The sequence below is a fragment of the Methylobacterium sp. WL103 genome (assembly GCF_008039885.1).
In the GTDB taxonomy this organism is placed as follows: Bacteria; Pseudomonadota; Alphaproteobacteria; order Rhizobiales; family Beijerinckiaceae; genus Methylobacterium; species Methylobacterium cerastii.
In genome coordinates this window covers 1-25,934 of sequence record NZ_VRUX01000014.1, presented here as the reverse complement: position 1 = coordinate 25,934, position 25,934 = coordinate 1, and the positions used below count along the sequence as shown (strand labels likewise).

27 protein-coding genes and 3 pseudogenes are annotated in these 25,934 nt (G+C 62.6%); 18 read left to right on the top strand and 12 right to left on the bottom strand.

Annotated features, from left to right (window positions below):
• The 8 genes from FV222_RS02255 to FV222_RS02215 all read left to right on the top strand — a co-directional run.
• On the top strand, window positions 1–158 hold a 158-nt coding region (locus FV222_RS02255; RefSeq protein ID WP_147812867.1), incomplete at its 5' end, for a transposase.
• A 43-nt stretch (window positions 159–201) separates the two neighbouring features.
• Entirely contained in the window at window positions 202–1,152 is a 951-nt protein-coding gene (locus FV222_RS02250; RefSeq protein ID WP_147812866.1) for a hypothetical protein, read from the top strand.
• Window positions 1,149–1,664 (top strand): hypothetical protein, encoded by a 516-nt coding sequence (locus FV222_RS02245; RefSeq protein ID WP_147812865.1) that lies wholly within the window; start codon window positions 1,149–1,151, stop codon window positions 1,662–1,664. Before FV222_RS02250 ends, FV222_RS02245 begins: the two co-directional genes overlap by 4 nt.
• A gap of 440 nt (window positions 1,665–2,104) precedes the next feature.
• Window positions 2,105–2,317 (top strand): hypothetical protein, encoded by a 213-nt coding sequence (locus tag FV222_RS02240; RefSeq protein WP_147812864.1) that lies wholly within the window; start codon window positions 2,105–2,107, stop codon window positions 2,315–2,317.
• Between the two features lie 189 nt (window positions 2,318–2,506).
• The gene (locus FV222_RS02235) at window positions 2,507–4,504 is read left to right on the top strand and encodes an AAA family ATPase (protein WP_147812863.1); all 1,998 of its coding nucleotides are present in this window, start codon (window positions 2,507–2,509) and stop codon (window positions 4,502–4,504) included.
• Between the two features lie 332 nt (window positions 4,505–4,836).
• Window positions 4,837–5,067 carry a hypothetical protein gene (locus tag FV222_RS02225; protein ID WP_147812861.1) on the top strand — a complete coding sequence of 77 codons (231 nt, stop codon included), beginning with the start codon at window positions 4,837–4,839 and terminating at the stop codon, window positions 5,065–5,067.
• A gap of 518 nt (window positions 5,068–5,585) precedes the next feature.
• On the top strand, window positions 5,586–8,174 hold the full coding sequence (locus FV222_RS02220; RefSeq protein ID WP_147812860.1) for a hypothetical protein: 2,589 nt from the start codon (window positions 5,586–5,588) through the stop codon (window positions 8,172–8,174).
• A gap of 103 nt (window positions 8,175–8,277) precedes the next feature.
• Window positions 8,278–9,042 carry a hypothetical protein gene (locus tag FV222_RS02215; RefSeq protein WP_147812859.1) on the top strand — a complete coding sequence of 255 codons (765 nt, stop codon included), beginning with the start codon at window positions 8,278–8,280 and terminating at the stop codon, window positions 9,040–9,042.
• 89 nt (window positions 9,043–9,131) lie between these two features.
• Here the strand turns inward: FV222_RS02215 and FV222_RS02210 are convergent, their stop codons facing one another.
• From FV222_RS02210 to FV222_RS02190, 4 genes are all read right to left on the bottom strand, one after another.
• A complete protein-coding gene (locus tag FV222_RS02210; protein ID WP_147812858.1) occupies window positions 9,132–10,577 on the bottom strand; it encodes an integrase in 1,446 nt (481 codons plus the stop codon).
• Window positions 10,578–11,151: 574 nt separating this feature from the next.
• Window positions 11,152–11,751, bottom strand: a complete 600-nt coding sequence (locus FV222_RS02200; RefSeq protein ID WP_147812857.1) for a hypothetical protein — start codon at window positions 11,749–11,751, stop codon at window positions 11,152–11,154.
• Window positions 11,752–11,924: 173 nt separating this feature from the next.
• A complete protein-coding gene (locus tag FV222_RS02195) occupies window positions 11,925–12,509 on the bottom strand; it encodes a hypothetical protein (protein WP_147812856.1) in 585 nt (194 codons plus the stop codon).
• Between the two features lie 85 nt (window positions 12,510–12,594).
• Window positions 12,595–12,945: a hypothetical protein gene (locus tag FV222_RS02190; protein WP_147812855.1), complete on the bottom strand. Its 351-nt coding sequence runs from the start codon at window positions 12,943–12,945 to the stop codon at window positions 12,595–12,597.
• 155 nt (window positions 12,946–13,100) lie between these two features.
• Between FV222_RS02190 and FV222_RS02185 the strand changes: the two genes are divergently transcribed.
• A complete protein-coding gene (locus tag FV222_RS02185) occupies window positions 13,101–13,328 on the top strand; it encodes a hypothetical protein (RefSeq protein ID WP_147812854.1) in 228 nt (75 codons plus the stop codon).
• A gap of 182 nt (window positions 13,329–13,510) precedes the next feature.
• Here the strand turns inward: FV222_RS02185 and FV222_RS02180 are convergent, their stop codons facing one another.
• Together FV222_RS02180 and FV222_RS02175 are read right to left on the bottom strand one after the other, a co-directional pair.
• Complete coding sequence (locus FV222_RS02180) at window positions 13,511–13,753, bottom strand: hypothetical protein (protein ID WP_147812853.1); 243 nt, start codon at window positions 13,751–13,753, stop codon at window positions 13,511–13,513.
• Window positions 13,750–14,040 carry a hypothetical protein gene (locus FV222_RS02175; RefSeq protein ID WP_147812852.1) on the bottom strand — a complete coding sequence of 97 codons (291 nt, stop codon included), beginning with the start codon at window positions 14,038–14,040 and terminating at the stop codon, window positions 13,750–13,752. Before FV222_RS02175 ends, FV222_RS02180 begins: the two co-directional genes overlap by 4 nt.
• A 506-nt stretch (window positions 14,041–14,546) precedes the next feature.
• Between FV222_RS02175 and FV222_RS02170 the strand changes: the two genes are divergently transcribed.
• Window positions 14,547–15,128: a hypothetical protein gene (locus FV222_RS02170; protein ID WP_147812851.1), complete on the top strand. Its 582-nt coding sequence runs from the start codon at window positions 14,547–14,549 to the stop codon at window positions 15,126–15,128.
• A 57-nt stretch (window positions 15,129–15,185) separates the two neighbouring features.
• Here the strand turns inward: FV222_RS02170 and FV222_RS02165 are convergent.
• A protein-coding gene (locus FV222_RS02165) for an IS3-like element ISMex16 family transposase (protein ID WP_147812850.1) occupies window positions 15,186–16,537 on the bottom strand; the annotation gives its coding sequence in 2 pieces (ribosomal slippage) (window positions 15,186–16,201 and window positions 16,201–16,537; 1,353 coding nt in all).
• 86 nt (window positions 16,538–16,623) lie between these two features.
• Between FV222_RS02165 and FV222_RS02160 the strand changes: the two are divergent.
• The 3 genes and pseudogenes from FV222_RS02160 to FV222_RS02150 form a co-directional block, all read left to right on the top strand.
• A pseudogene (locus FV222_RS02160) lies at window positions 16,624–18,606 on the top strand (efflux RND transporter permease subunit); the annotation flags it as partial.
• Window positions 18,575–18,937: a hypothetical protein gene (locus tag FV222_RS02155; protein WP_147812849.1), complete on the top strand. Its 363-nt coding sequence runs from the start codon at window positions 18,575–18,577 to the stop codon at window positions 18,935–18,937. The pseudogene FV222_RS02160 and the gene FV222_RS02155, both read left to right, overlap by 32 nt.
• A gap of 252 nt (window positions 18,938–19,189) precedes the next feature.
• Window positions 19,190–19,444 (top strand): hypothetical protein, encoded by a 255-nt coding sequence (locus FV222_RS02150; protein WP_147812848.1) that lies wholly within the window; start codon window positions 19,190–19,192, stop codon window positions 19,442–19,444.
• 260 nt (window positions 19,445–19,704) lie between these two features.
• On the opposite strand, the pseudogene FV222_RS02140 reads toward FV222_RS02150, so the two are convergent.
• A pseudogene (locus FV222_RS02140) lies at window positions 19,705–20,887 on the bottom strand (IS3 family transposase).
• A 64-nt stretch (window positions 20,888–20,951) separates the two neighbouring features.
• Between FV222_RS02140 and FV222_RS02135 the strand changes: the two are divergent.
• Together FV222_RS02135 and FV222_RS02130 are read left to right on the top strand one after the other, a co-directional pair.
• Window positions 20,952–22,058: pseudogene (locus FV222_RS02135) on the top strand (acyclic terpene utilization AtuA family protein); the annotation flags it as partial.
• A 15-nt stretch (window positions 22,059–22,073) separates the two neighbouring features.
• On the top strand, window positions 22,074–22,379 hold the full coding sequence (locus tag FV222_RS02130; RefSeq protein WP_147812847.1) for a hypothetical protein: 306 nt from the start codon (window positions 22,074–22,076) through the stop codon (window positions 22,377–22,379).
• 478 nt (window positions 22,380–22,857) lie between these two features.
• On the opposite strand, the gene FV222_RS02120 is transcribed toward FV222_RS02130, so the two are convergent.
• The 3 genes from FV222_RS02120 to wrbA form a co-directional block, all read right to left on the bottom strand.
• A complete protein-coding gene (locus FV222_RS02120; protein ID WP_147751349.1) occupies window positions 22,858–23,040 on the bottom strand; it encodes a hypothetical protein in 183 nt (60 codons plus the stop codon).
• Window positions 23,041–23,141: 101 nt separating this feature from the next.
• Window positions 23,142–23,333 (bottom strand): hypothetical protein, encoded by a 192-nt coding sequence (locus FV222_RS02115; RefSeq protein ID WP_147812846.1) that lies wholly within the window; start codon window positions 23,331–23,333, stop codon window positions 23,142–23,144.
• A gap of 96 nt (window positions 23,334–23,429) precedes the next feature.
• On the bottom strand, window positions 23,430–24,077 hold the full coding sequence (gene wrbA / locus FV222_RS02110; protein WP_246685286.1) for an NAD(P)H:quinone oxidoreductase: 648 nt from the start codon (window positions 24,075–24,077) through the stop codon (window positions 23,430–23,432).
• 177 nt (window positions 24,078–24,254) lie between these two features.
• On the opposite strand from wrbA, the gene FV222_RS02105 reads away from it, so the two are divergent.
• From FV222_RS02105 to FV222_RS02095, 3 genes are all read left to right on the top strand, one after another.
• The gene (locus tag FV222_RS02105) at window positions 24,255–24,545 is read left to right on the top strand and encodes a hypothetical protein (protein ID WP_187277180.1); all 291 of its coding nucleotides are present in this window, start codon (window positions 24,255–24,257) and stop codon (window positions 24,543–24,545) included.
• A gap of 55 nt (window positions 24,546–24,600) precedes the next feature.
• Window positions 24,601–24,957: a hypothetical protein gene (locus FV222_RS02100; protein WP_147751353.1), complete on the top strand. Its 357-nt coding sequence runs from the start codon at window positions 24,601–24,603 to the stop codon at window positions 24,955–24,957.
• Window positions 24,958–25,165: 208 nt separating this feature from the next.
• Window positions 25,166–25,540, top strand: coding sequence for a response regulator (locus FV222_RS02095; RefSeq protein WP_147751368.1), 375 nt, complete (start codon window positions 25,166–25,168; stop codon window positions 25,538–25,540).
• 110 nt (window positions 25,541–25,650) lie between these two features.
• On the opposite strand, the gene FV222_RS02090 is transcribed toward FV222_RS02095, so the two are convergent.
• Window positions 25,651–25,934, bottom strand: a 284-nt coding sequence (locus FV222_RS02090) for a DUF1236 domain-containing protein (RefSeq protein WP_147812844.1), incomplete at its 5' end; no start/stop codon positions are given.

Here is a 25,934-nt window from a genome sequence, read left to right as displayed (position 1 = left end):
TGCCCAAGCGCTGGATTGTCGAGCGAACGATCGGTTGGCTCAACCGCTGCCGCCGTCTCGCGAAGGATTGGGAATGCAAAAGCCGGAAAGGGCGAGCGTTCGTCCTCTTGGCCTCCATCCGCCTCATGACCCGAAAGCTCTGTCAGAAAACATCATGATGCCGGACAGACTCTAAAAGACCGTAAGAAGGTCAGGCAAGCCGTGCGCAGGTCTATATCTTTTAGAGATTATCACGAAACTACTGGTAAGAATAAACCATCAGATGATTTAAGTCTATATTCGAATTCAACTTTTGATGATGGAAACCTACAAGCGCTTAGCGGCAGTGTTATTCGTCTATACAGCCAGGCGAAAGCAGGCGATCTTGTTATTGTTCCAGGTAGAGACGAATTCGAAGGAATGCTGCGCTCAATCCTAAAAATTGGAGAAATAGCATCTGAATTCGATCCAACTCAGAAATATACCGGAGACAGACTTTCTACTAAAAATGTTCCTATAAGAGATATAAAATGGCTCAATACCGTTCCGAGAAGAGAGGTTAGCCTTCATCTTGAGAGAAAAATCGGACGACCCCCGGCAATTCGCCGCATTAAAATTGATAAAGACTCCGAAGATTTACTGAAATACGCTTATAAATCTTATATTTTTGCAGGTAATTCAAGCAGTCTTATCTCAGCAGATAAATACGATGGAGCCGATTTTGTTATTCTAAACCAATCCAGCGATCTCATTGCATTTCTTGTTGCAGCGCACGCTGTCTTTTCAGCCGACGGCAATAATGATTTTCCTGTCATTGATGACGTAAGAAAATTTACTAGAGAGCATTTCTCAGAAGCAAGCGTAGATAATATTGTAGTCGATTTTGCATCCCCAGGATACTGGAGAATTATTGGGGCTTCAGTTTCGCTGGCTGCATTCGTTGGTCTCGGGGTAACTGTATTGACAAGCGACGCTTCAGTCGCCGATTTAAAGTCTGGCATTATCGTAGAAAACTCAGTCTCTCCTAATGACCCGACAGCTCATGATCTTGAAGTATCGATGAACCATTTTTTAAAATCTATTGGCAAAGTTTCGCTTAAGGACGCTATGAAGGAAGGCAACGAAGCTAGAAAGATCATTGGCTTGTCGAGCCCAGCGCAGGTCAAGAAATGAATAACGTTTCCCGTTTTTTCCGTGCTGCGTGGAAACTGCTGGTCGGAGAGAATATACCCGTCTGGTTAAGTCTAATACTCATGGCTCTAGGAGCATATGCAACCTATCAACTTGCGCCATCGATAAACGAAAAATTCCAAATACAAGCCGCGAAACGCGAGTTTCTCGTGGATAATATGAAATCGTTTGCTGATAGCACTAAAGATTTGATCGATGTGATAAGCAAGGCGATCAATGAGAAGGATCAGCAGAAATATAACCAGCAAATAGCTGATGCTAATCGTTTGATTGCCAAGCTTCAGTTTTCTTCTGTTCAATTGATGTACGTTATTCCTGAATACTCAAATTCTGTAGTATCCTTTCAAAAATCGGTTGAGGATTTGCAAAATCGGATAACATTATATCGCCCACAAGAATATACTGGTGATATATTACAAGAATTAAAACTAACCAGCAAGAAGTCGCTAGAAATATATAGTATATTAATGAAAAAGGCTGGCATCGGAATTTAATTGGGCATCGTCCTCAAACAATATTTTTCGGCGCTTTGATAGTGCGGTAACGGACGACGCGTTCCGCTACCGGCTTGCAGCCGCCATCGAACGGCTCGCAGCGACCAGCCGGCTCTAATGGTTTGCTAACCATCAGAAATGAACCCCATTTTCCACTCGGATCCACAGCCGCCTTGCAACGAGGCCAGGGTTTTCTACTGATCCGGCTTGACCGTCAGGCAATCGTATCCCATTTCTACGTTCTCCATTCGTTCCAGACGTCGCTGGTTCGAGTGGATGTCGTGCAAGTCTATTGCCCAGGTCCTGAACCGTGACGACCAATCGCCGCCTCATAGGGATAGCCCTGCCGCCGACCGGCGGACCAGCGCCCATTCCCCAAAACTCCTCCGAGGCCTGACCGGCGCGCTTGCGTTCGCTCGCCTCCGTCTGAGGCGAGCGTCATGACCGATACCCCAACCCGACACACGCCGTCCTATCCATCGTTCGCAGACCCGCCGCCGCGTGCGATCAGCACCGATGCCCTTCTCGCCACGGTGATCCGTCGAATTTTCGAGGATGCCGCACGCTGCGAGGATGGCCTCGCCGGCACCCTGAGGGCCGTCCTGGTAACGCTGGATCATCGCATCGCCACGGCGAGCAAGCCCTCTCGCTGACCGCCGCAAGCACCCTCCCCGACGCGAGGAGGCCGGTCCCGCCAAACATAACGAAACGCCCATCCGGAGGCTCCCGATGAAACTTCGAATAACCAAGAACCGCGCCACCGAACTCTTTTCCGATCCAACCCCCAAGGCCTGACCGGCGCGCTCGATTGAGCCCGGCTGCCTTGTGACGGAGGCAGCCCCATGGCCAAGAAGCAACCATCTCTCAAGACGCTCGCAAAGGGCGAGCAGCCCACCAACCTCAACGACTACCTCGCAGAGGTCGCCGACTCCGAACTCGAAGCCCGAACCGTCTCGATGTCAGCGATCCTGGCCCGAACGGTTCTGGAGGAAGTCCTGTCGGACCGGGACTGCGCCCGCATCCGCGGCTTCAGGGGGGTAGCCGTCGTCGTCGGCGTCCCCTCCGCCGATTGGGTTGAGCCGATCAAGAATGCTCTCCACGGCTTCGGGTCCTTCCCCCACATGGTGGCCCGCAACGGGGCCAGCCGCCTTCAGGACCGCCCTGAAACCGGTAACGATGACGTGGGTCGTTACCTTTGTGGCAATCACAACGTTGGCGGCGTGAGCAATGCCCCCGGCCGCTACCTGCCGTCCGCCCTGGTGGCGGGCGCCGACATCCGGATCGAGATCTCCACCCCGTCGAACAGGGCGATCTCCGAGGTGATCCGTCAGGTCACGGGACGGCGTCCGCGCAGGCTTCCGCCCAGGGTCGCCACCGGTCTCGGGTTCCATGACCTATGCGCGGCGATCCGCACCCATTCCACCCCGGCCGAATGCGTCCGTCGCCTGAACTCCATGACGCATTCGAGGTCGCTCGCTGATCCCAGCCTCGCCGACGTCCCCCACATTCGGGATCTTCATGGCTACGAGGGCCCCGCCCAGGATTGGGCGCTCAAGCTCGTCGAAGACGTACAGTCATGGCGTGAAGGAACCCTCTCCTGGTCTCAGGTCGACCGCGCAATTGTTCTTGCTAGCCAACCAGGACTTGGTAAGACTTCATTCGCAAGATCAGTCGCCAAGTCCCTCGGAGTGCCGCTCGTCCCCACTTCCGTGGCAAATTGGTTCGCTTCGACTGGAGGGTACATCAACGAAATTATTAAGTTCGTGGATGGAATCTTCGCCCAAGCAGCCGCAAATGGTCCATCTGTACTACTACTAGATGAACTCGATGGTTTGCCTCGACGTTCTAACCTAGGCCGTAATGGCGATTATTGGGCCCCCATCATTGGCCATATTCTCCTAACTCTCGACAGTGCTGTCTCTGGCGATGCCGGAAAGCTGATCATCATTGGGGCAACGAATTACGCTTCCTCCCTCGACGAGGCCTTGGTCCGCCCGGGCCGGCTCAACCGCGTGATCCATCTCCAGCCACCAAACGCGACCGCCGTAGCCGGCATCCTCCGGCAGCATCTCGCCGGCGACCTGCCCGGCATCGACCTGTCAGCGCTGGCGACCCTGGGCGCCGGCTCGACCGGCGCGGAGATCACCGGCTGGGTCAAGGGCGCACGCCGGGCGGCGCGGGTCGCCGGCCGACAGATGATCGCGTCCGACCTGATGGCCGAGATCGCCCCTCCCGACCGACGCTCGCCCGAAGAGATCCTGTCGACGGCGAGGCACGAGGCGAGCCACGCCTGCCTTTCCGTCATTTTGGGGGTCTCAGAAGTCTCCTACGTCTCGATCATCCCCACCGGGACGACGGCGGGCTACATGAAGGCCAGGCTCCTGTGCTCGGCTTCCCCCACCCGGGACGAGCTTGATGCCTACGTCGTAACAATCCTCGCGGGCCGAGCGGCGGACGAGCACTGGGGCGGCGTCTCCGCGGGCTCCGGGGGGCATCCCGCGTCCGATCTTGGGATCGCCACCCGAACAATCGCTTCTTGCCATGCCGCGCTCGGCCTGGGCGGCAGCCTCGCCATGCGTGCCACCGATGAACAGGCCATCGATCTCGTGCGAACCGATGCGACCTTCAGAGCTGTCGTGGAGCGCGATCTCACCCGGCTGTATGCCCAGGCGCAAACGCATGTGGCCGCAAACGCTCATGTGATCGACTGCGTGGCTCACGCTCTCGCCAAGTCACGGATCATCGACGGCCAGGGTCTGCGCCGCATCATCAATCACGCTCAGTCAAAGGCTCCCAACATCGGGGCGCCCCTGCTCATCACGGGAGGCAATCATGCGTGAGGCGTCTCCAGCCGAACTCGTCATGGAAGTGCACCAACGCCTCTCCATGATCCAGACAGTCATCGCTCCGGAACACTTCAACGCATTGGCCTGGGCCATCATGAAGGAGATTGGTGCAGCCGCCATGGGTGAAGCCGAACGACGCTCAGGGCTCCTCCATGAGCCCCCTCCGCCAAGGCCTCCGCGGTGCAATGTCATCCGTTTTCCGTTCATGGCGCTAAGCCGAGGGATGGGCGCACAGGGCACCAAGCTCGCTGTGGAAGACGCCACTCCTCAGGCTCCCGCCAAGAGCGGCGCTGAGGAAAATGACTCGATCAGCACGGGAGGCGGCCATGAGTAGGAACAGCGCCGACGAGCAGATTGTCATGGTTCTGACGGATCTGATGCGGGCAAGGCTCGCCCTCGACCCGCAAACCTTCGGAGCCCTCATCGGCTCCATCCTGACCGAGGTCGATCTGGGAATGCAGCTCGCCGAGGAATTGGCGATGGAAGCTAAGTTCCGACGGCGGTCGGAGGGTAACGTGGTCGCGTTCCCGTTACCCGAGCAACACTGCCCCCGGTAAACGCCGCAGCAGACTGCCAGGTGGGACGGCGCCATCCACTTCCACACAGATACAGGTTCACTGGCAGGGGCCCAGTCACCCAAGCAATGCCTTTCAGCGTGATGAGCCAAATGGATCGCGTGGCGACAGTCTCCACGCAAACGATCCGGTAACGCTTGGCTGAAGTTCCCCTCCAAGAGCCGGCGGGCGTAAATCAAAAATGTACGGAAGGTGATGAGGATGTCTAATCGAAAGCGTAGCGCAAATGATGAGGAAGAACCGCTCCGGAACGTCGTTTCTATAAATGGCGAACGTCAACCAGCCGCTGCACAGTCTATCAAGCAGTGGACCCCAAATGAATTTCTCACTGAGACGGAAGCTTATGCAGAGTTTGGGCATATTCTTGAGGATAAGGAACTCAGGTATGCCCGTTACTCAGGGCGCATCGGTTTTATGCGTCGCAAGCGGACCATCTTTTATCGACGCGATGAGCTAAGCGCCTTTGTTGAAGCAATCTTGAAGCAGGATTACATTGAAGCATGTCCGATCATTCCCGAACCGAGCATGAGTCACGCAAGACAAAGAGCTCAATCCTCAGGGTCCCGCCGAGAAAGCGAAAGGGAACTGACGGCAGAGCGCAGACAGAGGGTTTTGCGGATGTCAGGCTAGCAGCGCTCCGAAAGCGCGTACGTCAAAAGGGCTACCCAAGTCTCGACGTTTTGAGGGTTATCTGCGAAAGAGCAAAGGAACGCGCCGATACAGCAAACAAGAAGAACGTCGAAGGCCGGATTTTCAACCATCGAGGTTTTTATATCAAGCATCTCAGACCGTCTGAAAATTATAGGATGTACTGGCAACTTCCCGAAAAGGGTGATGTTGACCACGTAACATTGGGGACCAAGGACCGACACGAGGCGGAAGATCTCGTTATGAGCTTTGTTTTCTCGCTAGGTTACAACGACTCGCCGTTAGCCAGCGATCCTAATGTATCGGTCGTCATCAGCCGCTTTATCGATACTCTAAGAAACGATGAGAGTGGTCAAACAAGAAAGAGTAGTCTCACGCGCTTAAAGTCTATCATCAATGAAGAGTATCCCGGCGTGACAATGTCGCAATTGTCGCCAAACATGCAGCATGAAATCATTAAGAAGATGGCGCCTAAGTGGGGCGTACACGCGGCCAGAAATTGCATGGTAGCATTTGCTACTGCGGTAAGGAGCGCATGTACAAAGGACGGCGATAACAACATTTTCTCACTTGAGCGTCCTGTAATTATTCTCAACCGTGGAATTATCTGCGATCTACTCGATTTGGATGACCCCGAACCGCAGAATTGGCATCCTGATCCCGAAACAATGGCGCTCGTACTTCGGGAAGTATCAAATAACGAGCCCGTACGAAGGTGGATGTTTCTCGCCCTCTACACCGCTATGCGCCCATCGCATATCTTTGAGCTAAATTCACGCATGATCAGAACGAATTTTGGTTCTCATGTTTTTGATGCACGAAGGAGAAGAGTTACTGCTACCGATAAGAACGCTGCTACGATGGGGTTTTTTCGTAACACCGCAGCAAATATTAAGCGCCGCCCACAGTTACCATTTCCGCTAATGATTTACGATGAAATGTCCTCATGGGGCGATGATCAATGGATTACTATTTCATATGAGGCTGTAAGAACTGAAATCGCCCGAATTGCGACAAAGCTTAATCAGCCTCTCCTGATCCCATCGAGCTTCCGCGATTTTTGCAACTCTCTCATCGAATGCAGCTCTCCTCACATTGGTGGTCCGGACGTTCCTCGCATCCAAGCCGAGCTTTGGTTGGGCCATCGGGTCACGTCTGAAGTCCACGCGGGCTATGGTCGCTTCCACCAAGGCTTCCTCAGGGACGCTGCGGAAGCGGTAGTTCTCTATATGAAGTGGCTCGACCGGGAGTCCGGCGGTGTCCTCTTCCGCCAGGTTTCCGCCAAGTCCGCCTCCGAGGAGGACGGGATTTTGGGCGACGGTATACGAGCCGTCCAGCTCACAACCGCGATGCTTCAAGCGATGCCGCCGGAGCTTCGCCAGGACATGGAGGACCCCAAAAAACGTTTAAAGTACAGGCAGATGCTAGCTTCCAACGAGATGGAGAATGGGGGGTCGGAAGCTCATTGGGAGGCCGTCCGGCACGAGCTTGAGAACGGGTCCCGCAGGGCAAAAACCGATACCCCCAAAATTAATATAGGGGATCAATTTCGTCGCGAGCCCATAGGGGAGACAACGGATTTAGTCGGCCAGAAACTGCTTGAAACGGGCCTAATCAGGGGCTTTGAGGGGGACTTCCGCCGGGTTACCGACGGGCGGGTTTGCGAGATCTGGGCCGGAGACTATCCTCGCGTCGGCTCCAAATATGTTCTCCCAACCATCGGTGCTTGGTTCCGCGCCGCGGGGATCGAGATTTTCGACACAGACCTCCATTCGGTCGAAACACCCCAGCGAAGACTTTTCGTTGAAAAGATCAGCGGGAAGATTATTAGCCTATCAGACGTTCAAGCGAGAATGGGGACATCGCTTGGTCAGATCCCAAAAGGGTGGGAAAATCACTCCGACGATCTAGGGGCAAATGGCGGCGCTAATAAAGCCGTCAAGCTGGAATATCGCGACCCAAGCGAACCCAGCGATTTTCCACGCGGTTTATTAGAGTTAGTTGGATCTGAGACACCCCTAGGTCACATTGAAGGGGTGCCTGTATGGTTCAAAGAAATCACATTAGGCGATCCGCAACCACTTATCCGGGGAGAGAGAGCCGATTGGCGCTACGTACTGAGAAACCTTCAGGTATTTTTCGATTTAAACACTATTAGAATATTCGATGCAGGGGTGAATATCGGCGGTCGCACAATTTATATGAGATTTTTTGCGGACATGTATAGTGAGAAGTTAGTCGATCAATCCATCGTTCGAAACATTATGATTAGTGAAATTGGCTGCGACCCTGGTGGGTGGGCCGATCATTCATCAGTGACCGTCATGAGCGATTTCGACGTAGAGCATTTCATCGCAACGACGCCGCTGGCGGCAGATCTAGATGGTTCAGCGGAGTCCCTGGTAGATGGAGAGTGGGAACCCGTTCTAGCATGGTGCTAGGCGCCTGGACGGGGCATCTACCCCGGCATTGCCTCACCGTGCGCCCACACGGATCTTTCATCACTTACCTCGAAGCTGAGCATATCAGCTTCGAGGCACGTCCATGGACCAAAATCTCTTCGACTTTCTTGCTGACGCCCTTGTAGCGGAACGCGTTGAGGTCTCATATACAAGTATACAGAATGCGTTGCTCGCGCACAATGCTGGCATCGTAGGTATGGTCGGTAAGAAGACGTCAGACAGGGATATTCAGGCTCCTTTCGCTAACTGGCGCAAGCGTCGTAATTATAAGAAACATTTTGCACTACTTGATATTCCAGACGCAGCGGAAAAGCTAATCGCAAAGCTTACGAGAGAAGCGATTTCGATGTCTAGAGATCATCTGGGCTGTAATGTAGGGCCGACCGATGATCTTGAAAAACATATCACCAAGCTTGAAATGCAGGAAAATTTAGCACAACGGGATGCATGCATATCTCAGATGGCGGCTGAAAACCATTATTTGATTGAAGCACTCGCTGCATTTTCAAAGCACGGACGGATTTATATGAAAGGCGGCGGCAAGAAGCGCGGTATTCCGGCTTCCACATCGCTTCATTTCTGGGATCAGTTGATGCAGCACCTAGCCAGTGTGCTCCGTACCCGTGGCCCTATGACAGCCGACGAGCTTTGTTCAACCATTGATGCGCCAACAAAGGCGCTAGCAGCAGTGGGGTTTGAACCTATAACCCCCATCTCTCTTGATGAAAAACTTCGGGTAAGGGTTGATTGTGACAACTACTTTGTTATCAACGCTGACGGTCGTTTCGATATTCAGGATCGTCGTGTTGTTTACAATGGCGGCGCGCCTTCGAGCGTTTCCGCCTAATTTCTGAATGGATGCGGTAGCGGTAGAGGGTAACGTGTTTCGTTACCCTCTACCGCTACCGCTGTCCTCAGCGTATGTGATCGGCTACTTCACATGATTTTCTTTGTCGTCCGACTACGGGGCGTGAGGGCCTGAGCCTCCGTGATCGGGCTGCCGTCGAGGGGAGGAAGCTTGATCTTGGCGATGGCCATTTTAGCCGCCGACATCTCGGGGCCCTCGCTGTAACGGCCTAGAGTCAGTCCCGAGCGCTTGTGGCCGACGATCGCCGCCAGTAGGTCTCCGTCGATGGCCGCCCGCTCCCCCTTGGTGATGAACCATCGCCGGAAGCTATGGAAGTTGACGAGTGAACGTCGCTTGCCGTCGACAACGTCGGCCACGCCGAGCTCCCTGCGGTACTTCGTGAAGCGCTTCGAGAAATAGGCGCTCCGCTCCCGCATAGACCCTTTCGTCGTCGGGGCCGGCCAGTCCGGGAAAAAGTCGTCGTCGGGGGCCTTCCCTTTTGCGCGCGCGGCGACGAGATCGCGAAGGTCGGGATGGATCGGGACGTCGCGTGCCGATACTTCCTTCTTTTGAGGCTTGAAGGTGAACCATCCGTCGGCGCACTCACCCACGCGCAGGTCGATAACTGCATCGAGGCGTGCGCCCGTCAGAGCCGCGATGAGCATGACGTCCATCATCCCCGGATCGGGCTTGCCCATCAGCAGGGTCTGGACCTCGATATCCTTGAACGACCTTTCCTCCTCGTTGGGGTCGACCTTCGGCTTGTCGATAGTGAGCCCCGTGAAGGGGTTCACGCCGATGTCCGTGCGCTTGATGAGGTAGGTCCAATAGCGATTGAGCCTGCCGAGGTACTTCGCGGCCGTGGCCCAACTCAGCCCGGTGAAATCCTGCAACTCGTCCATGAAGCGGACGGCGATCTTGATGTCGATCCGTTCGAGGTAAGGCTTGATCTCACGGGCCGCGCACCAGTCGAGCAGGATCTTGAGCGCCCTCGTATCGTCGGTCAGGGACCGGGCCTTGATCTTGAGGGTTTTCATGTAAGCGTCGTGATGTAGGGCAATGGGCGTCGCGCTGCCGTGTGCGACCGCCGAGAAGGCCTCCGCCGCCTTAAGGGACTCGTCCGTGAAGACCTCGACTTCGTAGGCCTCCCCGTCCTCGTCGACGTCGGTGATCCAGCGCGACCCCTTCTGCCTGATCTCGGCGACCCGATTGCGGAGCTGCTCGGCGTAGTGGTCATGAGCGTCGCCGCCGGGCAGCCCAGTATCGCCCAGCACCTTCGCCCACGAGACGGCTTCCTGGAGTTCGGACCTCTTCCGCCCGCCGATGGTCTCCCAGGCCTTCTCGATACGCGTCTTGAACAGCTTGACGACAGGGACCTTGAGGACGTTGGCCGAGATGAGCGACTTAGTGCCCAGGGAATGCTTCAGGCGATTGCCGAGCATGCCGCGCAGTGGCGCGGGGACGCCCATCGTCACGCGGTAGTGGCCGTCGTGCATCTCCAGGTAGGCGTTCTTGGGATGGGGCTTGCGAGGCACGAGGGAGACCCATGAGCAGGGGCCATATGTCCCCGATTTGTCCCGGGTCATGTCCCGGAAACCTCAGCACACGCAAACACTTATATGGTTAACAATGGGTTAGCGTTCCTAAAGGGAAACTCCCTCCGTCTCCGCCACTGCACTTTGTGGCAAAAATCTATAGCCTTTACAGCGACTTGCGGGACCCCGATTTTCGGTAAGTCCCCAACAAGTACCCAAATCCCTGGGCTTAGAGAGTACCCAGGGCGTCCAGGCTTTCCACGCTTCCGACTACCGAGACCGAGCCGCCTCGCGTTCGCGACGCTCCGGGCCCATCTTCCTCGCGAGGTCCGCCGGCGTCCGGGCCCGCACGACCCGCGGCTGACCTGCCCGGACAGGCTCGCCATCTCCAGCATCGCATCGGCCAGGGCCCGCCGCAGGGCATCGCGCGCGTCGCCGTCGGCGGCCTCCATGTAGGTGCGTTCGAGCTCGTCCACGATCGTCTCCACCGTTTCGTCCATGAGAACGAATAGAGAACAGATCGGCGGGGGAGTCGATCCCTGGACGCGACATTTCGGCAGGCGGTCAGGGCCGCCTACGGCACGCCCGGCTTGCGCCACGGGTCGGCTTCCGCGCGCTCCCGCCGGGAGCTGGGCTGAGGCTTGTAGGGGAAGGCGTCCCGGTTCTCCTCCAGGGCCTCCCAGACGTGGTCCGGCACGCCGAACGGGACCGACCAGTAGTCGACGTGCTGGCCACCCTTGGCGATCATCTGGACGTAGCCGAGCGACAGCAGCTCCCCCGCGTAGCCGCAGTCGGAGGTGTTCGTGAAGGTGCGGCGCTTGTGGTGCAGCAGGTAGCCGAAGATCTGCCGCTCCTTGTCGCTGAGGAACGGGATGTACGAGACGAACTCCCGCTTCCGCTTCGCGGCGAGCCGCTTGAACAGGAGCGCCTCGTAGCGCGGCTTCACCGCCCAGCTGATGCCCCTGTAGATGGCCGCCAGCAGCAGCCCGATGGCGAGGCCGCCCGAGAGCAGCCCGACCAGGGCGATGCTGAGCCCGACGACCTCCGGGATCGCCATAGGCAGGAGGCCGAGGTGGTTGAGGTAGATGGCCGCCCCGCACGCGAGCGCGAGCCCGAAGAACGCCGGGAGACCGGCCTTCAGGAAGTCCAGCCATTTCGCGTCGGGGAACACCATGCCGCCAAGGTAAAGCGCCGCCTCACCCTGGGCGATCTCAGGTAGGCGCCCGCTCCACAGGTTTAGGATGCGCCAGGGTCAGCCCTCGCCCCGCGCGAGCGCGACGCCGACGGCGAGCCACAGCGGGATCGCCACCGCGGCCATGATGACTAGGACGTGGATGCCCTGCTGGGTCATGCCCGCCTCCGTGCTTCGGCCGCGGCTGCCCGGCGCTCCTTCCGATTGGGGCCAGTCTCACGGCGGTAAGCCAGCGTCGAGACGAACGGACTCATCTCGCGAAACGTCACCTCGAACTTGGTCGTGAGCTCGGTGGTCTGCTCGATGCACATGGCAATCTCGCGCACGCCCTTGCGTCTCAGGGGAATGCCGATGCCGCCGACCATGACGATCGCCTTCGGCTCCGGCGCCACGTCCGAGAACTCGGTGAGGTCCTCGACGCCGACGCGCTTGCCGTAGCCGTGCTCGGCGGCGAGGTCCTCGGTGATGCCGACGTCCCCGAACCGGCTGGCCATCGTCACCCGGACGGGCTTGCCCTCATGCCGGGCGAACAGCATCGGGACGGGATCCCGCCACATGGGGAGGCCCAGGCGCTCCTCCAGGCCCCGGTCGAAAGCCTCGTCGCCGGTGGGGTACTTCAGGGCGGCCGGGCGGCAATGATAGTCGTGGAACCGGCGCAGGCACTCGGGCGCGGTCTCGTCTTCGAGGTACTCGTCGCAGTGCCGCGGCTCGGTGCCGAGTTTCGCCTCGAAGGCGGTCACCTCCTCCGGCGTGGGCTACCGCATCCCGAGGTGGTCGGAAAGGTCGGCAACCATGCCAGCCGCCTTGCTGTCGAGTATCGGCATGTCAGGCATCCGCCTGTAGTAAAGCGATCGCCTCGAAGAGCTGCTGGTCAGGCACTGGGGCGGTCTGCTGGCTGAGGACGTCCTCCAGGATGGGGATCACCTGGGCGAGGCGCCCGGACGGGACAACTCGCTCGACGAGACGAACGTCCCGCCGGGACAGCGGCTGCTCATAGTCCGAGCCGATCTCCGTGATCCCGTACGGCTCGTCGCCCTGGAACGAGATGCTGGCTGGTTCCAGGGGCATGCCCTCGCACGTCTCGACCCACCAGAACTCGTCCGGACGGTTCGATGGGGGCTCGGGCTGCGGCTCGCGCCTCGGCAGGGGCCACCCGAAGGATGCGGTCACGTTCATGGTCCCCTCCCTCAGCTGTAAGCCGACCACACGGCGGGGAGCTCGCCCCCGCCGCGGATCCGGGCGTCCTCGTGTACGAAGCGCGCGATCGTGAGCTCGGTGTGCCCGCCGCGCGGGGCTTGCCTCTCGCCCGGGGCCGGCTCAGTCTGGCGGGCATGACCAGGGAAGGTGACCGCTACCCCGTCGAGGACGGCCCCGGCTCCGGCGACCGCGTCGAGCTCACGCTGCGCGTGCTCGTCGGCACCGAGAGATCCACCGTCATCGTTGCCGACCCGATCACCGGGCATGCCCTGAGCAACGAGGTCGTCCCGCATGGGGGCGAGGCCGACGCCGCCGCTGCGGCCGTCCACGCGGCGCTCAAGCGCCGGGACGCCTGCCTGTAGGGTCGCTGCAGCCGATCGCCGACACAGGTCCCGGCACTCCGGATCCCCGGCCGCCCGATCGAGGCAGCCGTCCTGGCAACGGGCGTACGCCTCCAGGCCCCGGGTGAACCGGCTTTCGTCGTCGGCCGGCAGGTAGCGGGCGACGGCCTCGCGGGCCCGGGCCGGCGTGGGGATGGGACGGCTCATCGCGCTACGGGCTCCGGGTAGAGCGCGTTGAACCGGCGCAGCCGCTCGTCGGCGGTCGACCAATTATTAAGGGCCTGCTCCTTGGCCTCGATCGCCTCGGGGGTCGGCGACCACAGGCCGGTGTCGACGATGGCGTAGCGCTGGGCGAACTCCACCTCGGCGACCGCCTCGTCGAGGAGCGCCTGCAGGCCCCGACGCGCCAGGGCGACCATGTCGAACTCGGTGGGCTCGATCGTCATGCGGACCTCCTGACGGCGTTGGCGAGCTGCTTACCGAGGGCGGCAGCCTCCATCCAGTCGTCCGCGAGGGAAGTCTGGATCGCCGTGGCGTAGGCAGCCTCGAAGTTGCGGAGGGCCTGGTCGACCGTGGCGAACACCGGCCGGGGAGCGACCGGTTCCGGCGGGACCTCGCCTCGCATGCGGGCGGCCCAACGCGCGTTGGCGGCCGCGGTCCGGGGGTTGCCGCTGAAGCGCTTGGCGAGCCGGGCGAAGATCTCGGGGTCGACGGCGGTGGCGGTGCTGGCCATGGGTGAGCCCTCCTACGGAGAGGGTCCCATCGAGGTCCGGATTCGAACAGGGACATTCCCGCAACAGCGAGCGGGATCCCGATAGTCGTGCCGGCGGTGATGTTACAAACGGGTGACCGATCCGGGTTCTTGTCAGCCGTTTGTAACATCGGATGCCCAGCATCATGGGCATCCACGGCCGATGCCGAGGTTATGCCCAGCATACTGGGCATCCCGAAATGCGTGCTATCGCGAACATTTCGGGGGTTTCGAGCCGGAATGATCGTTATACCGCACATTTCCAGGGGCATCCCGTCGTTTTGACTGAATCAGTCCAGGTTTTCGTACACCAGGATTTCAGCGCGCCCCCGGCCCGTCTTGAACGGGACCACCCGTTCATGCATCCTACGGACTCCCACGGAGCACGACCTTCGCCATGACCTCGCGCCTGCAGAAACGGACCGCCTCGATAGCCTGAGCCCCGAGCTCGGATCGACCCCGCGTGTCCTTCTGCCTGCGAGACCCCCATGCCCAAGATGTCCGACCACCAGGCCCGCGCTCGCGCGCAGGCCGTCCTCTCCGTCCGCCTCGCCCGCGACAGCTTCATCAGCAAGACGCCCGCGAATGGCGGCATCCCGAACACCAGCCGGGAGCTTCTCGCCGGCGCCGAGTTCGTCGGCGAGGACGTCCGCATCGACCTCGCCGCCTTCCTGATCCCCCTGCTCAAGGCGGGCTCGCCGCACCGGCTCCCGCCGCGGATCGACGCCACCCTGCGCCGGCTCCAGGCCGATCCGACGCTGGCCAACATCCGCGTCGCCCGACGGTCCTGCGCCCTGGCCGTGACCCGGTCCGATGTCCACTGGGAGGGCGAGGAGCTGCTGGCCGAGACCCGCATGCACCTCGACGACCTGGTCATGCGGTGCTGGCTCTGGGAGGCCGGCCTCGGCTGCCCGGGCGCGGCCGCCCACTGCGCCGGGCTCGCCTTCGACGCGTACCGCATGACGAGCGCCACGCCGGCCGTCAGCCCGCTCTCGTTCCGGCTGCTCCGGTCGGCGATCGAGTACCTGATCGCCTCGCGCATGCCGCCTGTGGTGTCCGTCGTCAGATGATTTGGGACATTCAGCGGTGTTCAGGAGCGGAGGCTCTGGTCCATCTGGAGTGAGAGGTTAGGCGGCCTGCGCGTGGTGGCGCAAGCGGCGATCCATCAGGGTCTGGCGCTTGATGCGTTCCCGCTCGGCCAGGATCCCTTCGCCGCGTCCGAAGTAGACGTCGGCGGGCGTGAGGTTGCTCAGGCTCTCATGGGCTCGGGCATGGTTGTAGTGTTCGACGAAGTCGGCAACCTGCGTCTCTAGTTCGCCGGGCAAGTAGGCGTGTTCGAGCAGGATGCGGTTTTTGAGCGTCTGATGCCAACGCTCGATCTTGCCCTGCGTTTGAGGATGGCATGGCGCACCGCGGATGTGGGTCATGCCCCGAATGCCGAGCCAGTCAGCCAGGTCGCTGGCGACGTAGCTCGGTCCGTTGTCGGAGAGCAGGCGGGGCCGCTGCATCACCCGCGCCTGATTGAGTCCAGCCGCCCCCAGCGCCAGGTCGAGCGTGGCGGTGACGTCGCTGGCCTGCATCGTCGTGCACAGCTTCCAGGCGACGATGTAGCGTGAGAAGTCGTCCAGGACCGTCGACAGGTAGTACCAGCCCCAGCCAACGACCTTCAGGTAGGTGAAGTCCGTCTGCCAAAGCTGGTTGGGCGCGGTGGTCTTATCGCGGAACTCGTCGGCGGCCTTGATGACGATATAGGCCGGGCTGGTGATCAGGTCCTGAGACTTGAGCAACCGGTAGACGGTCGCTTCCGAGACGAAGTAGCGGCGCTCGTCGGTAAAGCGCACCGCCAGCTCACGCGGACTGAGTTCAGGCTGCTCCAGAGCCAAGGCAACGATCTGCTCGCGGATCTCTGCAGGTAGACGGTTCCAGACCCGGCTTGGCTGCGAAGGATGGTCATTCAACGCCTCGGGGCCGCCGCGCTGGTAGGCGTCGTACCAGCGGTAGAACGTCGAGCGGGTGATGCCGAGCTTGTCCAGGGTGGCACGCACCGGCAGGTGGGATTGCTCGACGAGCCGGATGATCTCCAGCTTCTCGGGGGCCGGGTACCTCATGCCTTGTCGCCCCCAGCCCCGCTCATGCTTTTTTTAAGCAGACGGTTCTCCAAGACGAGATCAGCCACGACCTCCTTCAGCGCCCCCGTCTCGCGACGGAGGTCCCGCACCTCATCCGTGGTGGCCGCGCGAGCCGTGTCGCCGGACAGGCGCTTCTTGCCAGCCTCCAGGAACTCCTTGGACCAGCCGTAGTACATCGAGGCGGCGATCCCCTCACGTCGGCAAAGCTCGGCAATGCTGTCCTCGCCCCGCAAGCCTTCCAGCACCACACGGATCTTCTCCTCGGAGGAGAACTGCCGACGTGTGGCCCGGCGAATGTCCTTGATCACCGCTTCTGCCGGCTTCTTGGCCGGTCCGGATGTCTGCTTCATCTTCGCTCCTCAGGGGCTACGATGAACCAGCCATCCTCCGTTCGTGAAGACCCTCAATCTGTCCCACAGGTGCTGACGTCGGACAGGGCAACCTGATGAGCCTCGGCGCCATCGACTTCGGCCTCATCGTCGACGGCGCCGTGGTGATGATCGAGAACGTCCTGCGCGCCCGCGGCGAGCACCCTGAACGTCCGGCCGAGGAGGTCATCCGCAAGGCGACCGTCGAGGTGGCGCGCCCGATCCTGTTCGCGGTCGCCATCATCATCATGGTGTACCTGCCGATCCTCGCGCTCGAAGGGGTCGCGGGCAAGATGTTCCGGCCGATGGCGCTCACCGTGATCCTGGCGCTCGCCGGCTCGCTGGTCCTGACGATGACGCTGATGCCGGCGCTCGCCGCCATCGTGTTGGCCGGACCCGGGATCGGCGAGCGCGAGACCCGCCTCGTCCATTGGGCGCGCAGCGCCTACACGCCCGTGCTGAGGCTGGCCGAGCGCCGCACGGGGATCACCGTCCTGGTGACGTTCGGCCTGTTCGCCGGGAGTTGCCTCCTAGCGACGCGCCTGGGCGGCGAGTTCCTGCCCAAGCTCTCGGAAGGCTCCATCGTCATCACGTCGGAGAAGCTGCCCGGCATCAACCTCGACGCCTCGCTCAAGGTCATGCACCGGATCGAGCAGACGCTGAAGAGCTTCCCCGAGGTCAAGCGGGTCGTGTCGCTTACTGGCAGCGCCGAGATCCCGACCGATCCGATGGGCGTCGAATCTACCGACAGCTTCATCACGCTGGCCGAGCCGTCGACGTGGACGACGGCCGACACCCAGGAGGGTCTCGTCGCCGCCCTCGACAAGCGCCTTCGGGCGGAGGTGCCGGGGGTGTCCTACGCGTTCTCGCAGCCGATCCAGATGCGGATGGACGACCTGCTGGAGGGCGTTCGCGGTGATGTTGCGATCAGCCTCTACGGCGACGATCTCAAGGTCCTGAAGGACAAGGCCGACGCCATCGTGCGCGCAGTCTCCGGCGTCTCGGGGGCGGCCGACGTCAAGGCCGAGGCCCAGGCCGGCATGCCGGCGCTCTCCATCCAGGTCGACCGGGCGGCGGCCGCCCGCTACGGCATCAACGTCAGCGACGTCCTCGACGTGGTGGAGAGCATCGGCGGGCGCACCGCCGGCATGATCTACGGCGACGACAACTCCATCACCGACATCGTGGTCCGCCTGAAGTCCGCCGACCGTAGCGACATCGCCCGCATTCGCGACCTGCCCGTGGGGCGCAGTGGAAAGGCGCTGGTACCGCTCTCGCTGGTCGCCTCGGTCGACGTGGCGACGGGACCGGCCCAGATCAGTCGAGAGAAGCTCCAGCGCCGGATCTCGGTCCAGGCCAACGTTCGCGGCCGCGACGTCCAGAGCTTCGTGAGGGACGCGCAAGCCGCGGTCCAGGCGCAGGTTCCCCTTTCGCCGCGGTACTCGCTGCAGTGGAGCGGGCAGTTCCAGAACCTGCAGGAGGCCACGAGCCGGCTCTCCGTCGTGGTGCCGGCCGCCATGGCCGCGATCCTCGTCCTGCTCGTGGTGATGTTCGGCGACATCCGTCTCGCCGGCCTCATCTTCCTGAACGTGCCCGTCGCCGCGACCGGCGGCATCGTCGCCCTGTATCTGCGCGGGCTGCCGTTCTCGATCTCGGCCGCCATCGGATTCATCGCCACCTTCGGCATCGCAATCCTCAATGGCGTCGTGCTGACGAGCTACATCCGTGATCTCGAACGCGTTGGCCTCGACCCGCGCGAGGCAGCCTTTCGAGCCGCAGAGATGCGACTGCGGCCTGTCCTGATGACGGCTCTGGTCGCGGCACTGGGCTTCCTGCCGATGGCGCTTTCGACGAGTGCCGGCGCCGAGGTACAGCGCCCGCTCGCCACGGTGGTGATCGGCGGCCTCGCCACCGCCACCCTCCTCACCCTCGTCGTGTTGCCGGCTGTGTATCCCTACCTGGCGCATATCCGGTTTCCGTGGCGACCTCGCGGTGATGGCGAGCCGGAAGTGAAGGCGCATGGCGGTCTTCGGGCGGGCGCCGATGGCTAGGAGCCTTCGGGTCGCGCCGGCGACGGCAATCGCTATCGTGATGGTGCTCTTACTGGGCATGCGATCCACGACCGCCGCCGACTTCGATTGCGTCGGCTTCCTCAGGATGCACGGCATGCTGCGCAGCGCTTCGACGGCTTGTGGCTTTACAGACTACAGCCCAGTCATCGTGGATCGGGCTCGCCTCTGCTTCGACGCCCTCGGCAGCCGCCGCGGCACCGAAGAGATGCAATCGGGGATGGCGGAGTTCGAACGACTAAAGTCTACACGCCACCACGATGCGGTCTGCGCGATGCTGGCCGCCAAGTTTTCCATGGTCGTCCGGCCGTGAGGCCCCATCGTTCGGGCAGATGGACGACGGCCACCCCAAGCTCAGCATGCGGGCGCTCACGAAGTTCTTATCGATGGCGTCCCCGGCCGCCTGCATCGAAGAGCCGACCGCCCCGCCGCCGTGATGACCATTACCGGAAAGTGGTGCGTATGCCGACGGATGATCACGGCGGCCTCGACAGGGCCGAACGAACGCGAGGGATGCTGGAGCGCATCGCGGATTTGCTCGGCTGCGATCCATCGGCGCTAGCCGATGGCGGCCCGCAAGGCCGCGGCCACGAAACGGTTGGGGCGCGGGAACTGGTTCTCGCTTGGCTCGACATCGAAGACCCGGATGACCGACGACGCGTCGTTGACCTTGCACGTGCGCTTTCGCGGTCGAGTACAAAACCCGGGCCTGATGCCCATTGAAAGGAATGGCGCGCCGGCACCTTCGCCCGCCCATCGGGCAAGAGGAGCTTCAGGTGAGAACTTGGATGTGGAAGCCGAAACACGCGTGCTTGCCTGACCCCCACCGAGCTGCGATCCCTCACCCATTGAGGAGCACTGACGATGAAAACCGAGACGCCGCACCCTTCCCGTTAATTCCGGAGTGTCGCGTGCCGTGCCTCCGTACCCCGGAGGCGATCATGCCGAGAACGTTCTTTACTGCGGACAGCCACGTCGGACACAAGGATATTCTCTCCCCGAGGTTCGCAAACCGGCGCCCGTTTTCCTCCATTGAGGAGCATGACTGATCGGCCCCCACGAGGTGGTCCAAGGGTAAAGTTAGTGCACGGTGGGCCGCTCCGCCACGAGTAGCTTGGCCGGCGGAGTTGGTCGGGCGAGCGCAGCCGGCCAAGCGGAGAAGGCTGGCACGAACACCTCCGGGGCCGGCGGCCGGTATCCCAGCGATGCATGTGGGCGCACGCCGTTGTCGTGACGCCTCCAGCTTTCGATCACGATCTGCGCCTCCTTGAGTGTGTAGAAGATTTCGCCGTTGAGGAGCTCGTCACGCAGACGCGCGTTGAAGCTTTCGACGTACCCATTCTCCCATGGCGAGCCTGGCGTGATGTAAGCGGTTTTGCTGCCGACCGCGGTGATCCAAGCTTGCACAGCCTTCGCGACGAACTCCGGCCCATTATCCGAACGAATATGGCCAGGCACGCCACGCAGGATGAACAAGTCCGAGAGCACATCGATGACGTCAATCGCTTTCAGCTTGCGGGCGACCCGGATCGCCAGGTATTCATGGGTGAACTCATCGACCACATTGAGCATCCGGATCTTGCGCCCATCGTGCGTGCGGGCCTCGACGAAGTCGTACGACCACACGTGATTGGGGTGTTCCGGGCGAAGACGGACGCAGGAGCCGTCGTTGTCCCAGATCCGCCCCCGCTTGGGCTGTCTGGCTGGGACCTTCAGACCCTCACGCCGCCAAATGCGCTCGACGCGCTTGTCGTTGACGAACCATCCGGCCGCCTTCAGCAATGCGCTGATCTTGCGGTAGCCGTAGCGCCCATACTTCTAGGCCAACGCCACGAGATCGGCCGTCAGCGCCTCTTCGTCGTCGCGGCCCCGCGGCACCTTGCGCTGTGTCGAACGATGCTGTCCGAGCGCCCGACAGGCGTGGCGCTCGGAGACGGTCATCGTCCGCATGATGTGCTCGACACAGGCGCGTCGGCGCGCGGGGCTCGAGACGTCTTCCCCGGGACGCCTCCTGCAAGATCAGCTTGTCCAGCGTCAAATCGGCGATGGCTTTTCGAAGCCGAGCGTTCTCGGTCTCAAGGCTCTTCATCCGTCGAACTTGATCCGACTTCAGGCCGCCAAACTCACGTCGCCACCGGTCGTATGTCACCGAGCTCACGCCGAGCGCGCGGATCGCATCGGCCACGCTCTGGCCCTATGAGATCAGCACGTCCGCCTGACGTAGCTTCGCGACGATCTCCTCGGGCTTCGGGTGCTTTGCCATCTCGTCCGTCCTCCAGGCTCAAAAGCCATACCAAAGGGCGGACCACTTCAATGGGGGCTGACCACGCATCGTCACGAACATGGGCGCGGCCAACCCGATCGCCGCCGCGCGGAAGACCAGGGCGCTGGCGCAGGAGCTCGGCCTCACCGGGCTGAAGGTGGCCGCGGTGACCGGCGACGACCTCCTCGACATGGTTTGCGCCGGCGACTTCGCCCTGGAGGAGAGCGGCGAGCCGGTGGCCGACCTCGGCAGCCGCATCATCTCGGCCAACGCCTATCTCGGCGCCTCTCCGATCGTGGAGGCGTTGGCGGCCGGGGCCGACGTGGTCATCACCGGGCGCGTGGGCGATCCGGCCCTGTTCCTCGCGCCGCTGATCCACGCGTTCGGCTGGGCGATGGACGACTGGGAGCGCCTGGGCCGCGGCACACTTGGCGGGCACCTGCTCGAATGCGCCGGCCAGATCACCGGCGGCTACTTCGCCGATCCGGGCTTCAAGGACGTCCAGGGTCTCGCGCGCCTCGGTTTCCCCATCGGGATCGTGTCGGAGGACGGCATGGTCGAGGTCACAAAAGTCGAGGGCTCGGGCGGCCATGTCAGCCTCGCCACGTGCAAGGAGCAGATGCTCTACGAGGTGCACGATCCCGCCCGCTATCGTCAGCCGGACGTCGTCGCCGACTTCTCCGAGGTCGAGATGGAGCAGGTCGGCCCGGATCGCGTCCGTACGACCGGCGCCACGGGCTCGCCCGCGACCGGCCTCCTGAAGGTCTCGGTGGGTTACGTCGATTCCTACGTCGGCGAGGGCCAGATCTCCTATGCCGGCCCCGGCGCCCTTGCCCGCGGCCGGCTCGCCCTCGAAATCGTGCGCGAGCGTCTCGCGCTCACCGGGGTGGCGTCGCGCGAGTTGCGCTGCGACCTGATCGGCGTCGACGCGCTGCACGGGCCGGCCCTGTCGGAAGGGCGGGAGCCCTACGAGGTCCGGGTCCGCGTCGCCGGGCGGACCGACACCCTCGCCGAAGCCGCGCGGATCGGCAACGAGGTCGAGACGCTCTACACCAACGGCCCCGCCGGCGGCGGCGGCGCCTGGAAGTCGGCCCGCGAGGTCGTGGCCGTGCAGTCGGTCCTCGTCCCGTCCACGCTGGCGACGCCGCGCGTGCAGATCGTCGAAGCCTGAGCAGGAGAGCGGATCATGAAGCTACGCGCGCTCGCCCACTCCCGCACCGGAGACAAGGGCAACACTTCGAACACCTCCCTGATCGCCTACGACCCAGCGGATTACGACCGTCTCGAAGCGCATGTCACGGCGGAGCGGGTGCAGGCGCATTTCCGCGAAATCGTGACCGGACAGGTCGTGCGCTACGCGCTGCCCAGGATCGGAGCGCTGAACTTCGTGATGACGGGCGCCCTCGGCGGCGGCGTAACCCGCTCGCTGGCGCTCGACGCACACGGCAAGGGCCTCGGCTCGGCCTTGCTCGATCTGGAGATCCCCGACTGAGCCGAGGCGACCCTTGCGCGCGAGGTGACATGGCCCGCCGCGACGGCCGAGGCGGTGTCGCCGCCGGTGGCCGAGAAGGCGAGCGGGGCGTTGCTCGCGCCGAACACCGCTGCCGGCCTAGGCACGGCGAAGGCGAAAGGTTGGGGCACGGGAGCGACTTTCGGTCGAGCTGCGTCGCATTCATCCGAACGTACAGGAAATCGCACTGCCTCCGCACGTCCGCGAACAGGCTCAGCCGGCCGACCGAGCGGGCACGCTCGCACACGTGCCACGCGTGCGGCAGACCGGTCTCGGCCATGCAGGTTGTGTGACGAGGGCATCGCCGATCCCGAGGATGGCCTTGGCGATCAATTCCAGGCGATCAGTTCCAGGGATGTGGCTCGGAGCGTCTGCGCGACCTGCCGGCCGGTGTCGAAGGCTTCGTCGGTCATCCGCGCGCGAGAACGTTTCCGCGCGGCTCGTTCGCAACGAGACGCCGTCAGGTCGGCTGCACTTCCGTGTCCTTCACCGCGGGATCGTCTTCCACCGGGACCGTGGGCTGGGGTTGCGGGTCGGCCTCGATGTCCTCTTCGCTCGCTGGGACGACCTCGTCGAGGCGCGCGGGGTCTTCGATCAGGGCGCCCGGATCCTCGCCCGGCATCGGCGTGTCGGCATGGTTCATGGCGTTGGTCTCTCTGGGACGAGGTCGGGGGAAGCGTTCAGGGGAAGGCCCTATGGGGGCGCGGTGCCGCGCACCGGCGCCCCCGGGATCAGACGGCGCCGTCAGTCGTCCGCGTCGTCGGCGTCGAGGATGCCTTCGAGGTCGCCGACTAGTGCGTCGAGCTGCTCGGAGGTGGAGCGGATCTTGAACGTCGTCCCGTCCTCCGCCTCCACGGCGATCTCCACGTGGTCGCCGACCTTGGCCGCCAGCGCCTGCTTCAGAATGTAGGTCGTCACGTCTGCCTTGTCGGCCATGCCGTCTCCTTCACGTTCGCCGCGGGCAACGCCGCCCAGAGGCGTTGGTTGGTGCGGCAGAACCTCGCGGCGGGGCGCAGCAGCTTGGTATCGCGCTCAAGAACGCCGGCAGGGCATCTCGCCGGCGGCGATCAGGGCCTGGGCGATCGCCACCGTACGGCGGCTCTGGTGGCGGATGGCGTCGAGGTCCTCGCGCCGCGGGTCGGCGTTCTCGGCGCCGACGATGGCCGAGGCGCCGTAGGGCGAGCCGGCCTCGAGCATCGCCGCGTCGGTGTAGCCCGGCGGGAGGATGACCATGCCGAGATGCGCCATCGGCGCGTAGAGCGACAACGTCACCACCTCCGAGCCGCCATGCGGCCAGGAGGCGACGGCGAAGGCGCCGCCGACCTTGCCCGAGAGCGCGCCGCGCTTCCATTGCGGGCCGAGCATGTCGAGGAAGGCCTTCAGCTCGGTGGCCATCGCGCCGAAGTAGCAGGGCGTGCCGAACAGGATCGCGTCGGCCCATTCCGCATCCTCGTGGGTCGGCGCCGGGTACAGCGCGTTCTGCCGCGCCGCGTTCTCCGTCCAGCCCTCGACCTTCGCCATCGCGTCGGCATCGGCGACTTCGCGGGCGCGGCGCACACGCACGGTGGCGCCGGCGTCCCGCGCGGCCTCCGCGGCCGCCACGGCCAGCGCCTCGACGGAACCGGAGCGCGAGTAGAAGACGATCAGCACGCGGGCGGGATCGGTAAGGGGATCGGACACGATGGTTTCCTTGGTCGAGATCCCTCCGACGTAGGGCGGCCGGCATCCGCGGGACCGCGCCCTGCCAAAGGGCCGCGCCGCGGCGGCCGGTCGCCAGCGCCACAGGGGTGGAGCCATCGCACACGCTGCACGTTGCCCGTCCGAAGTCCGATGCGATCGGGCGAGCGAGGTTTCACGGTGGCAGAACAACTCTCCGGCCAGGCCGGCCGACAGGGCAAGCGCGGCAAGCCCGCCCTCTACGTGCTGGTCGCCAGCGTGGGACTGATGGTTGCGGCCCTCGTCGGACTGATGGTGTGGCAGGGCGCCAGCTCCCCGCCCGACTACGCGAGCCAGAGCCAGGCCGCGTCGCGTGCGCAGATCACCGGTTCCACGACCGGCCGGAGCGATACCCCATCCTCGGCCAACACCAGCGACGTGCCGGCCGGCAACCCGGCCTATCCACAGCCCGCCCAGCGGGACGCCAACTGAACCCGTCGTCGAACCCGCCGTTCCCGGGTTCGACATCCTCCTGGGAAGCCCGACGATGACCCTGCGTTCCGAGACCCCGCCCTCTCCCGCCAACCTCGACTTCGGCACGCCGCCGGACGACGAGAACCCGACCTCGGCCCAGCTGAAGGCCGACATCGACAGCGGGCGGACCGGAGACAAGGTCAGCCACGGCGACGTCGGCGCGGCGCCGCTCGGGACCTGCGACGAGGCCGGCGACACGCCGCCGACCCCGCAACGGATCAAGCTCGCGCGCGAGAACGAGGCCGCGTCTGAGCGAGTCCGTGCCGCCGCCGACGTTCACGGCGAACGCTCCTGGGTGATGCCGCTGTTCTACGGCGCCGTCGTGGCGATCCCCGTCGTGGTGGGCGCCGCGATCCTCCTGCTGCGCTGATCCGAGGTCGTCGCGCGGCTCGCCGCTGGCGGCCTGTTCGCGTCAGACTGCGGAGATCGTTCCGACAGGGCGCTCGACCCTTGTGTCGGCATTCGTTTGCTCACCGGACATCGGCATTCAGAAAAATTGTTCGCTCACCGCCGTAAAATTCATACGGCGCATGCAAATCCGGCCCGCAACCAATCACGTTAACCTTTGTTGGAAAGCCATGCCGGCAAAGCGCAACCTCGATACGTGCTTCATCCTCGTCGTCGAGGACGACGACCTCGTGCGTCTCTACGCGGTCGAGATGCTGGAGGATGCCGGCTTCGCAGTCGTGGAGGCCCGCCAGGCCGACGAGGCTTGGTTCATCCTCCACGAGCGCTCGGACATCGGCGCGGTCTTCACCGATGTCGACATGCCTGGCACGATGTGCGGCGTGAAGTTGGCCGAACGCGTCTCCGAGGCGTGGCCCGACATTCGCCTGGTCCTGACCTCCGGCCGGCATCGCCTCGCGGACGAGGAGGTTCCCGATCACGGGCTGTTCGTGCCGAAGCCTTACAAGGCGTCCCAGGTCGTCGAGGCGCTCGAACAGGCGGCGTGACGGCGTCTGCCTGATTGAAAAATTCTCTGCGGCTCGTGGTCGCGCACACGAGATTACCCGACAGGAACACCGCTTTCGAGCGTCGTATCGTCGATGGCATCCATCAATTCTTAGTCGATCACTTCGACGATGCGGCGGGTGCCCGGCTCGACCAGCACGGGATGGTCGTTGACGATGGTGTAGTTGTAGCCCGCGAGCTCGAACTCGCGCGGCACGTCGTAGTAGACGATGCCATCCTCCGGCAGCACCGTTCCGATCCGAACCGGCCCGCGATAGGCGAAGGACGGGCGCCGCTCGGCGCTGGCATAAATCCGGAAGCGTTCGCGCCGGTCGATCCCGAGGATGCCGTTCGCCGTGCCGACCGCCGCCCCGAGCGCCCCGCCGACGACCGCGC